Source organism: Rhizobium sp. AN68, assembly GCF_030758035.1.
In the GTDB taxonomy this organism is placed as follows: domain Bacteria; phylum Pseudomonadota; class Alphaproteobacteria; order Rhizobiales; family Rhizobiaceae; genus Agrobacterium; species Agrobacterium tumefaciens.
The window spans coordinates 2,041,690-2,054,328 of the sequence record NZ_JARWMI010000002.1 but is presented as its reverse complement, the minus strand read 5'-3'; the positions used below and the strand labels follow the sequence as shown (position 1 = coordinate 2,054,328).

Below are 12,639 nucleotides of genomic sequence, written 5' to 3'. Positions count from 1 at the left end.
GGATGGGTAGAGAGGTCTCAGGAAACATTCATCAGCCTTTTCAACCACCCCGGACATCTGGTGGCGAGACCTGTGAACCGCAAGTCGTCAAACCTCGATCGGAAAGGAGAATCCGGCCTTTACCCGGTCCATGACGACCATGGTCTTGAAGCCCTTGATATCGTGGTTTTCGTAAAAGAACCGCCGGGTAAAGGCCTCATAGTCCTCCATGTCCTTGGCAGTGATGACCAGAATGAAGTCGGCGTCTCCCGTCACATAATATCCGATCATCACTTCCCGGGTCGCGCGGATGGCCGCCTTGAAGCGATCGACAATATCTGCGCGTTCGCGCTCCAGTGAAACGAGCACGATCATGGTAATACCTCGCCCAACCGCCTTCGGCGACACGATGGCGACATCCGCTTCGATGACGCCATCTTCGCGCAGACGTTTGAGGCGCCGCTGGCATGCGGTCGGCGAAAGATTGACGAGTTGCGCCAGCTCTTCCGACGTAAGGCGATTGTTTTTTTGAACGGCCTCAAGCAACGCCTTGTCCGCTCTATCGAGAGTATGCATGCACAAATCCTGCGTATGGAACCTAAAATAAGCGAAATTCCGGCTTGAACGATATAATTAACGCAGTCAACCGATCAATGCGCTTGATTAGTCTCCCTGTAAATCTACCGGGAGCTCCTTATGAAAAGTATTGCAAGCACTGCATTAAAAAACCTGCGGCGGCCCGATTTGATCGAGCAGCGCGCTTTTCTCCATGGCAGTTGGGTTGCTCGCGATGAAACGCTCGGTGTCATTGATCCGGCGACCGGAGAATATCTCATCGGTGTGGCGGCATGCTCGCTTGAGGATGCGGATGATGCCGTCAATACCGCGAAAAATGCCTTTCTAGACTGGCGCGACAAGCTTCCAACCGAACGCGGGCAGATCTTGCGTGAATGGGGCAAGTTGATGCGCAACAACGCGCATGACCTCGCCGTCATAATGACGGCAGAACAGGGCAAGCCGCTCTCGGAATCGCTTGGTGAGATTGCTTACGCTGCCAATTTCCTTGATTGGTTTGCCGGCGAAGGCGAGCGCGCCTACGGCGAGACGATACCGAGCCATTTGCCCGACAGCCGTGTCTCGGTCCAGATGCAGCCGCTAGGCGTCACCGTGGCAATCACGCCTTGGAACTTTCCCTCTGCTATGATCACCCGCAAAGCGGGCGCAGCGCTTGCCGCTGGTTGCACAATGATCGTCAAACCGGCGCCTGAAACACCCCTCTCGGCGCTCGCTTTGGCAAAGCTCGCTGAGGAAGCTGAAATGCCTGCCGGCGTGTTCCAGGTTATCACCGGTCACGCTGCACCACTTGCGCACCGCCTGTTGCAACACACCGATGTACGCGCATTTTCCTTTACCGGCTCGACTGAAATCGGTCGTATTTTGCTGGCGCAATCGGCGGCGACCATCAAGAAAGCCTCGCTGGAACTTGGAGGTCACGCGCCCTTCATCCTGTTCGACGACGCCGATGTCTCCAAAGCCGTAAAAGGTTGCATCGGGGCGAAATTCGCAACATCGGGGCAGGACTGCCTCGCTGCCAACCGGATCTACGTCCAGCGAGGTATTTATGACCGCTTCGTCAGTCAGTTCGGCAAGGCAAGCGCCGAACTCAAGGTCGGCCACGGTTTTGAGGCTGGCATCGATATAGGGCCGATGACACGCCCCTCCGTCGCTGAAAAGTGCCGCAAGCAAATCGCGCAGGCGCTCTCTGCCGGTGCACAACTCATCTGCGGCGGGCAGGACAGTCCGCTCGGCGGCAATTTCGTCAACCCGACCGTGCTGGCCGATGTCACAGACGACATGCTGATCGCGCGGGAGGAGACCTTCGGTCCGGTTGCCGCGATCTTGCCATTCGATGACGAGCGGGAAGTCGTGCGGCGCGCCAATTCGACGGAGATGGGGCTCGCGGCCTATCTCTACACCAACGATCTCGGCCGGGCGATGCGTCTGACGCATCAACTGGAATATGGCATGGTCGCCGTCAACACGCCGAAATTTACCGGCGCGCCCGTTCCCTTCGGCGGCTGGAAACAATCCGGACTTGGTCGTGAGGGCTCGCGTCATGGCCTCATGGAATATCTCGAACCCAAATATGTCTGCTTCGGCAACTTGGCTGCGTGAAAAGGAACTCGCCTATGACAATCGACATCAAGAATATTGCGGAAATGGATCGAAACGCCGTTTTGCACCCTTTCACGCAGCTCAAGGATTTTGCCAGCGGCAAACTCGGCGAGCCCACCATTGTCGAAACCGGCAAGGGCATCCGCATTCAGGACGCGCACGGCAAGCAGTTGATCGACGGTTTCGCCGGTCTTTATTGCGTTAATGTCGGTTATGGACGTACCGAGGTGGCTGAGGCGATTTCACGCCAGGCCTACCGCCTTGCCTATTATCATTCCTATGCCGCCCACACGACGGATGAGCTGGCCATCCTTTCCGATCGCCTCGTCAGAATGGCACCAGGCAAAATGAGCAAGGTCTTCTACGGCATGTCAGGGTCAGACGCCAACGAGACACAGGCCAAGCTCGTTTGGTATTACAACAATCTGCGCGGCAAGCCGCAAAAGAAGAAAATCATCTCCCGCGAACGGGGATATCACGGCTGCAGCGTGGTTTCCGGCTCAATGACCGGCATGAGTTTTTATCACGACCATATGGACCTTCCACGGGCCGGCATCCTGCATACAGGCGTTCCGCATCACTATTGGGGCGCAGAAGCCGGTGAGACGGAGCTGGAATTTTCGAGGCGGCGCGCGGAAGAGCTGGACGCGCTTATTCTGCGCGAAGGACCGGACACGATTGGTGCATTCATCGCCGAGCCGGTGCTCGGAACGGGCGGTATCACACCGCCGCCGGAAGGTTACTGGCCGGCCATTCAGGAGGTTCTCAAAAAATACGATATCCTGTTGATTGCCGATGAGGTTATCACCGGCTTCGGCCGCACGGGTTCGATGTTTGGTTCACAGCATTACGGCATCGAGCCGGATCTGATCACCGTCGCCAAAGGCCTGACCTCGGCCTATTTCCCGCTTTCCGGAGCCATCGTCGGGGAGAAAGTCTACAAGGTGATGGAGGAAGGCGCGGATCGCGTCGGCGCCTTCTCCCACGGCTACACCTATTCCGGCCATCCTATCGGAGCGGCGGCTGCAAACGCCGTGCTCGACATCGTCGAAAAGGAAGACCTGCCAGGCAATGCACGAGCCGTTGGCAGCTATTTCCAGGAACAACTGAAGGCGAAGTTCGCCCAGCTTCCGATCGTCGGCGAGGTGCGCGGCGTGGGACTGATGGGCGCTATCGAATTCGTGGCGGACCGGGAAAAAAAGACGCGTTTTGCCCCTCAACTCACGGTGGGTGCACGCGTTTCCAAGGCAGCGCGCAACGGCGGTCTCATAGCACGCGCCATGCCGCATGGCGATATTCTGGGCTTTGCACCGCCGCTCGTTACGACCCGGGAGGAAGTCGACGAGATCATCGCCATTGCTGAAGCCGCTGTCCGCAGTGTCATGGATGATCTGGTCCAGGCCGGCGAGAAAATCTGATCGGCAGCTTCAGTTTTCAACGTCGCAAATGCTGCTCATTTCGACGGCAACTGCGCCTCTTTGCAGCGCAGTTGCTGTCTGCGCTGCATAAGGCTTCATCTTTTTATAGAAGCATGCATAATGTCATGAAATTACCTTCGTCGAAAACGAGACAATTTCATGCGTCGTCAAGCCAATTCACCCAGCCCAGATCCAGTTTCCACAACGAGACCGGTGGCATGGCGACCGACGCTAGCTAAGCAGAAAGGCGAAACGAAACACTCTGCACTGACGGAACGCATCATTGCTGATATCGACGCCGGCGTTCTGAAGCCGATGGACCGCATGCCGACACACCGCGATCTGGCCCGCGAACTCGGCCTTTCTGTCCAGACGGTCAGCCTTTCCTACAAGGAGGCGGAGCGGCTAGGTTATCTTAGCGGCGAAATTGGCCGCGGAACCTTCGTGAAGACGCGGGTGACGGAGCGGGCTGGTCGCATGATGCTTGATCACAGCCCAACCGAGGTGCTCGATCTATCCATCATTCGCGGCGTTTATCTCGATGACCATGAAAATGCCTCGCGCGCCATTCTTCGCGAGATGGCCGATGGTGATAATTCTGGCTTCATGCGCCCCTGCCGGCCGGTCGCGGGCCTCGAGAGCCATCGCGAAACGGCCAGAACATGGCTTGGCATGATGGGCGTGACAGCCGGCCCAGAACGCATTCTTGTCACCAATGGCGCGGCGCACGGCATTTTTCTCGCTCTGAGCTGCATTATCCGCTCTAATGACGTGGTGCTCTGTGAAAACCTGACCGACCACGGCATTATCGGCCTGTCTAATATTCTCGGCTTCAGCCTAAAGGGCTTACCCACCGACGAAGAAGGCATTTTGCCCGAAGCGCTGGAGGCCGCCTGCGCAGCCGGAGGTGTCCGCGCTCTGGTGCTCATTCCCACGCTTAACAACCCGACCGGGCATGTGTCGGGCGCAGCGCGAAGGCAGGCAATCGCCGCAATTGCCGAGCGGTACGGCATTTTTGTCATCGAGGACGAGGTCTACCGTCCGATGATCGAGGATGATCTGCCATCCATCACCGAAATGCTGCCTGATCTGGGCTTCTTCGTCACCAGCTTCACCAAGACAGTGTTGACAGGGCTGCGCGTCGGTTATCTCGTCGTGCCACCCGCCTATTCCATCCGCGCCGCCTCCATTCTGCGAGTGTCGAGCTGGAGCGGGACATATCTCACGGCCGAGATCGCTACCCGTTGGGTCGAAAACGGAACGGCACGGCTGCTGCTGGATGTCCAGCGCACCGAGGCCCGTGCGCGGCAGAAAATCGCCATGGACATACTGGGCCACCATATAGGGTCGACCCACCCCCTCTCCCTCTGCGCCTGGCTGAAGGTTCCGCGGCGCTGGACGGAGGACGGACTGGTGCGCGCGCTCACGAACCAGAACGTCGCGGTAACCCCGTCAGAACCATTTATTGCCGGTCCTAGCCATGGCGGCGGCATTCGCATATGCCTCGGCGGCCGCCTCAATCATGCAAGCCTCGCCAGGGCTTTGACCATCGTGCGGCAGACATTCGAGCAACTGCCGCCGGTCTACGATATCGGGTCAATCGGCTGAAGTTGCCAGCCGAAAATCATTGAATCATTACAATATAATAATTGACATGATTTTATTTCGCTCTCAACATGACAATCATGAAGAGCGAAAACCTGTCCATATCCGCCGCCGACAACTTGCTTCCAGTCTCACTGGCCGCGATAAAGCGAGCAGCGGCGCGGCTTGCGGGACAGGTGGAGCGCACACCGCTGGTTCGCTCGGACTTTCTCACTGAGCGCTGTGGTCATCCCGTTCATCTCAAACTTGAAACCCTTCAGCCCATCGGCGCCTTCAAACTGCGCGGCGCGATGAACGCCATTCTCTCGCTAGACGATACGACGCGCCAGCGTGGCCTCGTCACCGCCTCGACGGGCAATCATGGCCGGGCCGTGGCCTATGCCGCAGACAAACTCGGCATCCCCGCCACAATCTGCATGTCGGCGCTGGTGCCGGCAAACAAGGTGGAGGCGATCCGCGCGCTCGGCGCGGAAATCCGGATTGTCGGCAGATCACAGGATGATGCGCAGGAGGAAGTGGAGCGCCTGACCAAAAGCAGAGGCTTGACCGCTATCCCGCCTTTCGATCACGCCGACGTCGTGGCCGGCCAGGGCACTATCGGCCTCGAGGTCGTCGAAAACATGCCTGAACTGGAGACAATTCTCGTTCCTCTATCGGGCGGTGGCCTTGCGGGCGGTATCGCCGTTGCGGTGAAGGCGCTGAAGCCGGAGGCACGTGTCATCGGCGTTTCCATGCAGCGGGGCGCGGCCATGCATGCGTCAGTCACTGCCGGGCGGCCCGTCACCATCCAGGAAGAAGAAACGCTGGCGGATTCGCTGGGAGGGGGGATTGGATTGAAAAACCGGATCACATTTGCGCTCTGCCAATCTCTTCTCGACGAGATCGTGCTGGTATCCGAGGAAGAGATCGCAGCCGGCATCCGCCATGCGACGCATGAAGAAGGTCTGACGGTCGAGGGTGCCGGCGCAGTCGGTTTCGCGGCGATCCTCTTCGGCAAGGTGGACATCACCGGCCCAACCGCGATCATCGTGTCGGGTGGAAATATCGATCCGGCGGTTCACAAGACGATCATCGAAGGGCCTGCCGCATGAGCCAAATCACGATCCTAACCGAAAAAGATCTGCGCGCTGTCGTGAAGCTCGACCTGTCGGCAGTCGAGTGCGTGGAGCAGGCCTTTGCAGCGCTCGCAACCGAAGCGGTCGCCATGCCGCCGATCTTGCGGCTCGATATACCAGAGTTTCGTGGCGAGGTGGATGTAAAGACGGCTTATGTGCCGGGTTTTGACGGTTTCGCCATCAAGGTCAGCCCCGGCTTTTTCGACAATCCCAAACTCGGTCTGCCGAGCCTCAACGGGCTGATGATCCTCTTCAGCGCAAGGACCGGACTGGTGGAGGCCCTTCTTCTCGATAACGGCTATCTCACAGATGTGCGTACCGCCGCAGCCGGGGCGGTCGCAGCACGGCATCTCGCCCGCGAACACGCTTCCGTCGCAGCAATTTTCGGAGCGGGCATGCAAGCCCGTCTGCAGTTCGATGCGCTGAAACTGGTGCGACCCATTCAATCCGCACGCATCTGGGCTCGTGACCATCAAAAGGCCGAGGTGCTCGCAGGCGATCTGGCACGCGAACACGGAATAGAGGTCATCGCCGCGGCCGATCCGCAGACCGCTGTCCGGGGCGCCGACATCGTCGTGACCACGACGCCAGCCGAAAAGCCGATACTGTTTGCCGGCTGGCTTGAAGAAGGCCAGCATCTGACGGCCATGGGATCGGACGCCGAACACAAGAACGAGATCGATCCGGCCGTATTTTCCAGGGCGCGCTATATCGCAGACCGGCTTTCGCAGACCCAAATTCTCGGTGAATTGCACCACGCTATCGCCGCGGGGCCTGTAACGCAGGATCAAGAATTCACCGAGCTCGGTGCTGTCATCGCTGGCAAGGCACGCGGGCGCGTATCGAGGGACGACATCACCTTTGCCGATCTGACCGGCACCGGAGTGCAGGACACCGCCATCGCCAATCTCGCCTTTACCCGCGCAAAAGACGCCGGCAGCGGCCAAATCATCGAAAACAGTGTGAAAATGGGAGACGCAGCGTGAGCGTAACGCTGAACTTTACGCGCGAGGAATATGCCGCGCGCCTGTCCAAAACCCGCGACGCCATGGAAAAGGCAGGCATCGACCTGCTTGTCGTCACCGACCCATCCAACATGCATTGGCTGACGGGCTATGACGGCTGGTCCTTCTATGTCCACCAATGCGTGCTCGTGCCGCCGCAAGGCGAGCCGATCTGGTATGGCCGCAAGCAGGATGCCAATGGCGCCAAGCGCACCGCCTACCTCGCCCAGGACAACATCATCGGTTATCCTGACCACTACGTTCAATCGACCGAACGGCATCCGATGGATCTGTTGTCGAAGATCGTCGATGACCGGGGCTGGTCAGGCCTGTCGTTCGGCGTTGAGATGGACAATTATTATTTCTCGGCTGCTGCCTTTGCATCCTTGCGGAAACATCTGCCGAACGCCCGCTTCAAGGATGCCGCCGGTCTTGTAAACTGGCAGCGCGCGGTCAAAAGCCCGACCGAACTCGACTATATGCGCAAGGCCGGCAAGATCGTCGAGCTGATGCACAAACGTATCGTTGACGTAGTCGAGCCGGGCATGCGCAAATGCGATCTCGTCGCCGAGATCTACGATGCCGGCATTCGTGGCACCGCGGAATTCGGCGGGGATTATCCCGCGATCGTACCGTTGCTCCCGTCGGGTGCCGATGCTTCTGCTCCGCATCTGACATGGGACGACAAGCCGATGCGCTTGGGCGAAGGCACCTTCTTTGAAATCGCCGGCGCTTATCGCCGTTATCATTGCCCGCTCTCTCGCACTGTCTTTCTCGGCAAGCCGACGAAGGCGTTCCTTGATGCGGAGAAGGCCACGCTTGAGGGCATGGAGGCCGGTCTTGCGGCTGCCAAACCCGGCAATACCTGCGAAGATATCGCCAATGGGTTTTTTGCGGTGCTAAAAAAATACGGGATCATCAAGGACAACCGAACCGGTTATCCCATCGGCCTCTCTTATCCGCCGGACTGGGGCGAGCGCACCATGAGCCTGCGCCCCGGCGACCGCACGGAGCTGAAGCCCGGTATGACGTTCCATTTCATGACCGGTTTGTGGCTAGACGACATGGGGCTCGAAATCACCGAGAGTATCGCCATTACCGAAACGGGTGTCGAATGCCTCTCCAATGTGCCGCGGCAACTGTTCGTGAAAGGCTGAGCGATGTTAAGCACCGCGCTACGCCCCTCACCTATCACGTCGTCAGTCGATTTTGACAAGAAAGGCGTGCAGCACGGTCATCTGCGGCTACCATACAGCCGCGATGACAGTGCATGGGGGTCGGTAATGATCCCGATCTGCGTGATCGCCAACGGCGAGGGGCCGACAGCCCTTTTGACCGGCGCCAATCACGGCGACGAATATGAGGGGCCGGCCGCACTCTTCGAACTTGCCCACACACTCGATCCAGATGACGTCAGCGGGCGTATCATCATCGTGCCAGCGCTTAACTATCCGGCCTTTCGCGCGGGAACACGCACCTCGCCGATCGACCGCGGGAACCTCAATCGCAGCTTTCCCGGTCGGCCCGACGGTTCCGTGACGGAGAAGATCGCCGATTACGTGACCCGTCAATTGTTACCGCTCGCGGATATCGTTCTTGATTTTCATTCAGGCGGCAGGACGCTTGATTTCCTGCCTTACGCTGCCGCTCACGAATTACCTGACAAGATACAGGAAGCCCGGTGCTTTGAGGCGGTGGCAGCTTTTGCTGCCCCCTATTCGATGAAGATGCTGGAGATTGACGCCGTCGGCATGCTGGACACGACGGCCGAGGAACTGGGAAAGGTCTTTGTCACCACCGAGCTTGGCGGCGCGGGCACGGCCAGCGCAAAATCGATCGACATCGCCCGCAAAGGTACCATCAACCTGCTGCGCCATGCAGGCATCCTGACCGGCGCCGCGGTGCCGGCGCCGAGCCGCTGGCTGGATATGCCCTCCAGCGATTGCTTCACCTTTGCCGAAGATGACGGGCTCGTCGTCTTTGTCCGCGATCTCGGCGACACGGTCACGGCAGGTGAAACCATCGCTAGGGTCTACCCTGTTGGAAAAACCGGTCTTGCGCCGGTCGAATACCGCGCCTCTATCAGTGGCGTGCTCGCAGCGCGCCACGTTCCCGGCCTCATCAAGGCCGGCGACTGCCTTTCCGTCATCGCCACGGTCACGGAGAATCCCTAGTCCGAAGAATGAAGTGAGATCCGAAAACGGACCACGCAACCCAACCAGAGGAGTTAGAACATGAATATGACAAAACTCGCCGGGCTTTCCGCCCTTGCTCTTTCCATCAGCGTGACAGCGGTCAGCGCACTCACCCTCGAGGAGGTGAAGAAGCAAGGCTACATTCGCGCAGCGACTGCCAATGAAGTGCCCTATTCATACATGCAGCCCGACGGCACCTCTGCCGGCATCGGCCCCGATGTCGCGAATGCAGTTCTGAAATCGATGGGCATCGAGGAGGTCAACTGGACGGTGACCCCATTCGGCACGCTGATCCCCGGGCTGAAGGCGCGTCGCTTCGATTTCGCAGCCGCCGAACAGAACATTTCGCCCGAGCGCTGCAAGCAGGTGGCCTTCACCGAACCGAACTCGTCCTATGGCGAAGGCCTGCTGGTGAAGAAAGGCAATCCTAAAAAGCTGACCACCTATGCCGATATTGCCAAGGATCCTGCATTGAAGGTCGCCGTCGTATCTGGCGCCAACAATGTAGACTTCCTGCGCGCCGTCGGCGTCAAGGAAGATCAGATCGTCTTCATCCCTGCCAATGCAGATGCCATCCCCACTGTCCAGAGCCGCGCCGATGCCTATGCCGCCACGGAACTGACAGTGTCAGAACTGGCCAAGGGCCAAGCCAATGTCGAGCAGGTGAAGCCCTTCGTTGATCCTGTCGTGAAGGATGCGCCTGTGCGCAACTACGGCGGTTTCGCTTTCCGGCCGGAGGACAAAGAATTGCGTGACGCCTTCAACGCCGCGCTCGTCGAATTCCGCAAGACCGACGACTACAAGAAAATCCTCGCAAAATACGGCCTCTCCGAACAGAGTATCGCGGCCGCGGCCGAAAAGAAGGTCGCCGATCTCTGCGCCGGAAAATGACGCCAGCCGGCGCCCGGGCGTTACCGGGCGCCGATTACCATGAACTCGGGAACACTCCAGATGGACATGACCGCCTACCTGCCGATGTTGTGGCAAGGCGCCGTCGTCACCATGACGATTACGCTCGCAGCACTTGTTGTCGGCACGGTACTCGCCTTTTTCTTCGGCATTCTTCGCGTCGAGGGTGGACCAATCCTCTCGACAGTCGCATTGTGCTACACGGAGGTGTTTCGCGGCACCTCGCTGCTGGTCCAGCTTTTCTGGTTCTATTACGCGCTGCCGCTCGTCGGTCTGAGTTTCGATCCGGTCACCACCGGCGTCATGGTGCTCGCCGCCCATGCGGGTGGGTATGGCGCCGAGATCGTTCGCGGCGCGTTATCTTCCGTTTCGGTGCAGCAGCTGGAAGCCGCACGAGCGCTGAACTTCACACGGATGCAGACGCTGTTTCGCATTTCCTTGCCGCAGGCGATCGTCGAGATGATGCCGTCCTTCGGCAATCTGGCCATCGAAACGCTGAAGCTTTCCTCACTCGTATCGCTGATCTCGATTGCCGACCTCACCTTCGCGGCACAGTCGATCCGCAACCTGACGCTGGATAGCACCAGCATCTATTCGATCACACTCCTCTGTTATTTCGCGATGTCGCTGATCCTGATGGCCATCATCCGGGTGATCGAACATGTCGTGCGGCGCGGCAATGTGTTTCCGCGCACTCGCCATTCGTAAGGATATTCAGTCATGATGTATGGTTACGAATGGGACACGACCACCTGGATCACCTACACGACCTCGATCCTGCCCATCATTTTGATCGGCCTGACGGTAACGCTGAAAGCAGCCGCCGCCGGCTTTGCCATCGCGCTTATTCTGGGGCTGGTTTTTGCGCTGCTGCGCCGCAGTCGGGTGAAATTGATTTCCTGGCCGACCGCAGTTGTTGTCGAATTCCTTCGCGACACTCCGCTTCTGGTGCAGCTTTTCTTCCTCTACTACGTTCTTCCGGAATTCGGCATCGTTCTGCCGGCGTTTCTCACCGGCGCGCTGGCGCTCGGCCTTCAATATGCCGCCTATACGTCTGAGGTCTATCGCGGCGGCATGGAGGCGGTGCATCATGGCCAGTGGGAAGCCGCGACTGCGCTTAATCTGACGCGCATGCAGACGTATCGGGATATCATCATCCCGCAGGCCATCCCGCGCATAGTTCCGGCCATGGGCAACTATCTTGTCGCCATGATCAAGGAAACGCCGGTGCTTTCCGTCGTCACGGTTCTAGAGATGATGGGGCTGGCAAACATGATCGGCGAGCGCACCTTCGAATATCTGGTGCCGCTGACGCTTGTCGGCCTGATCTTCCTTCTTCTGACCATAATCTGCTCAGCAGGCCTCAGCCGCCTGCAAAGGGCGCTTCCAAAAGCAGGAATACCCTTGCGATGACAAACAACACCAATCAGCCGCTGATCGAATTTTCCGATGTCACAAAGCGGTTCGGCATTTTGACGGTCCTCGACCAGTTCAATTTCACCGTGGCAAAAGGCGAAAAAGTCACTCTCATCGGTCCTTCCGGCTCCGGTAAGTCGACGGTTCTGCGCATTCTCATGACGCTGGAACCGTTCCAGGAGGGAAAGCTGACGCTGGCGGACATTTCCTACCATCAGGCCGGCGGCAAAGGCCCCTTCCAAGCCTCGGAAAAACACCTGCGCCAGATCCGTAACCACGTCGGCATGGTTTTTCAGAGCTTCAACCTCTTCCCTCATATGACGGTGCTGCGCAACATCGTGGAGGCGCCGGTGCGTGTACTGGGCATTGCCCGTCCGGAGGCAGAAGCACGGGCGATCGAACTCCTGAAGATGGTTGGCCTGGCCGACAAGAAGGATCACTATCCAGTGCAGCTTTCCGGCGGCCAGCAGCAGCGTGTCGCGATTGCCCGCTCTCTTGCCATGCGCCCGCGTGTCCTGCTTTTTGACGAACCAACCTCCGCCCTAGACCCCCAGCTGGTCGGCGAAGTGCTTTCCGTCATCCGTGGCCTGGCCCACGAGCACGATTTGACCATGTTACTTGTTACCCACGAGATGCGTTTCGCTCGGGAAGTGTCGGACCGGGTCTGCTTCTTCGACAAAGGGCGTATTTGTGAGCAAGGAACGCCAGAAGAAATCTTCGGCGCACCAAAGGAAGAAAGGACCCGCGAGTTCCTGTCATCAGTTCTCAGGTAACAGCATTCTCACAGGCGCGAGAAACAGCCAACCATTAGGCAGCATTACGA

12 protein-coding genes are annotated in these 12,639 nt (G+C 58.6%); 11 read left to right on the top strand and 1 reads right to left on the bottom strand.

Annotated elements, in window-relative coordinates; translation table 11 throughout:
- Positions 1 to 87: 87 nt before the first annotated feature.
- Positions 88 to 555 (bottom strand): Lrp/AsnC family transcriptional regulator, encoded by a 468-nt coding sequence (locus RBH71_RS12750; protein ID WP_035200482.1) that lies wholly within the window; start codon positions 553 to 555, stop codon positions 88 to 90.
- 120 nt (positions 556 to 675) lie between these two features.
- Between RBH71_RS12750 and RBH71_RS12745 the strand changes: the two genes are divergently transcribed.
- The 11 genes from RBH71_RS12745 to ehuA all read left to right on the top strand — a co-directional run bounded on the left by RBH71_RS12745 (position 676) and on the right by ehuA (position 12,589).
- Positions 676 to 2,154 carry an NAD-dependent succinate-semialdehyde dehydrogenase gene (locus RBH71_RS12745; RefSeq protein WP_112176517.1) on the top strand — a complete coding sequence of 493 codons (1,479 nt, stop codon included), beginning with the start codon at positions 676 to 678 and terminating at the stop codon, positions 2,152 to 2,154.
- A gap of 14 nt (positions 2,155 to 2,168) precedes the next feature.
- Entirely contained in the window at positions 2,169 to 3,572 is a 1,404-nt protein-coding gene (locus RBH71_RS12740) for an aspartate aminotransferase family protein (protein ID WP_111827879.1), read from the top strand.
- Positions 3,573 to 3,731: 159 nt separating this feature from the next.
- Positions 3,732 to 5,180, top strand: coding sequence for a PLP-dependent aminotransferase family protein (locus RBH71_RS12735; RefSeq protein ID WP_111827880.1), 1,449 nt, complete (start codon positions 3,732 to 3,734; stop codon positions 5,178 to 5,180).
- A 68-nt stretch (positions 5,181 to 5,248) separates the two neighbouring features.
- The gene (eutB, locus tag RBH71_RS12730; RefSeq protein ID WP_162687009.1) at positions 5,249 to 6,268 is read left to right on the top strand and encodes a hydroxyectoine utilization dehydratase EutB; all 1,020 of its coding nucleotides are present in this window, start codon (positions 5,249 to 5,251) and stop codon (positions 6,266 to 6,268) included.
- Positions 6,265 to 7,278, top strand: coding sequence for an ectoine utilization protein EutC (gene eutC / locus RBH71_RS12725; protein ID WP_111803090.1), 1,014 nt, complete (start codon positions 6,265 to 6,267; stop codon positions 7,276 to 7,278). Before eutB ends, eutC begins: the two co-directional genes overlap by 4 nt.
- A complete protein-coding gene (gene doeA / locus RBH71_RS12720) occupies positions 7,275 to 8,453 on the top strand; it encodes an ectoine hydrolase DoeA (RefSeq protein WP_323687357.1) in 1,179 nt (392 codons plus the stop codon). Before eutC ends, doeA begins: the two co-directional genes overlap by 4 nt.
- 3 nt (positions 8,454 to 8,456) lie before the next feature.
- A complete protein-coding gene (gene doeB, locus RBH71_RS12715) occupies positions 8,457 to 9,470 on the top strand; it encodes a N(2)-acetyl-L-2,4-diaminobutanoate deacetylase DoeB (protein ID WP_111803091.1) in 1,014 nt (337 codons plus the stop codon).
- Between the two features lie 60 nt (positions 9,471 to 9,530).
- Positions 9,531 to 10,382 (top strand): ectoine/hydroxyectoine ABC transporter substrate-binding protein EhuB, encoded by an 852-nt coding sequence (ehuB, locus tag RBH71_RS12710; RefSeq protein WP_004431450.1) that lies wholly within the window; start codon positions 9,531 to 9,533, stop codon positions 10,380 to 10,382.
- A 60-nt stretch (positions 10,383 to 10,442) separates the two neighbouring features.
- The gene (gene ehuC / locus RBH71_RS12705; RefSeq protein ID WP_019566767.1) at positions 10,443 to 11,108 is read left to right on the top strand and encodes an ectoine/hydroxyectoine ABC transporter permease subunit EhuC; all 666 of its coding nucleotides are present in this window, start codon (positions 10,443 to 10,445) and stop codon (positions 11,106 to 11,108) included.
- 12 nt (positions 11,109 to 11,120) lie between these two features.
- The gene (gene ehuD / locus RBH71_RS12700) at positions 11,121 to 11,813 is read left to right on the top strand and encodes an ectoine/hydroxyectoine ABC transporter permease subunit EhuD (RefSeq protein ID WP_004431448.1); all 693 of its coding nucleotides are present in this window, start codon (positions 11,121 to 11,123) and stop codon (positions 11,811 to 11,813) included.
- Entirely contained in the window at positions 11,810 to 12,589 is a 780-nt protein-coding gene (gene ehuA / locus RBH71_RS12695) for an ectoine/hydroxyectoine ABC transporter ATP-binding protein EhuA (protein WP_111803092.1), read from the top strand. Before ehuD ends, ehuA begins: the two co-directional genes overlap by 4 nt.
- Positions 12,590 to 12,639 lie beyond the last annotated feature (50 nt).

Coding starts and splice junctions, on each gene's coding strand:
- RBH71_RS12750 (WP_035200482.1), bottom strand. CDS start 555: ATGCATACTCTCGATAGAGCGGACAAGGCGTTGCTTGAGGCCGTTCAA.
- RBH71_RS12745 (WP_112176517.1), top strand. CDS start 676: ATGAAAAGTATTGCAAGCACTGCATTAAAAAACCTGCGGCGGCCCGAT.
- RBH71_RS12740 (WP_111827879.1), top strand. CDS start 2,169: ATGACAATCGACATCAAGAATATTGCGGAAATGGATCGAAACGCCGTT.
- RBH71_RS12735 (WP_111827880.1), top strand. CDS start 3,732: ATGCGTCGTCAAGCCAATTCACCCAGCCCAGATCCAGTTTCCACAACG.
- eutB (WP_162687009.1), top strand. CDS start 5,249: ATGACAATCATGAAGAGCGAAAACCTGTCCATATCCGCCGCCGACAAC.
- eutC (WP_111803090.1), top strand. CDS start 6,265: ATGAGCCAAATCACGATCCTAACCGAAAAAGATCTGCGCGCTGTCGTG.
- doeB (WP_111803091.1), top strand. CDS start 8,457: ATGTTAAGCACCGCGCTACGCCCCTCACCTATCACGTCGTCAGTCGAT.
- ehuB (WP_004431450.1), top strand. CDS start 9,531: ATGAATATGACAAAACTCGCCGGGCTTTCCGCCCTTGCTCTTTCCATC.
- ehuC (WP_019566767.1), top strand. CDS start 10,443: ATGGACATGACCGCCTACCTGCCGATGTTGTGGCAAGGCGCCGTCGTC.
- ehuD (WP_004431448.1), top strand. CDS start 11,121: ATGATGTATGGTTACGAATGGGACACGACCACCTGGATCACCTACACG.
- ehuA (WP_111803092.1), top strand. CDS start 11,810: ATGACAAACAACACCAATCAGCCGCTGATCGAATTTTCCGATGTCACA.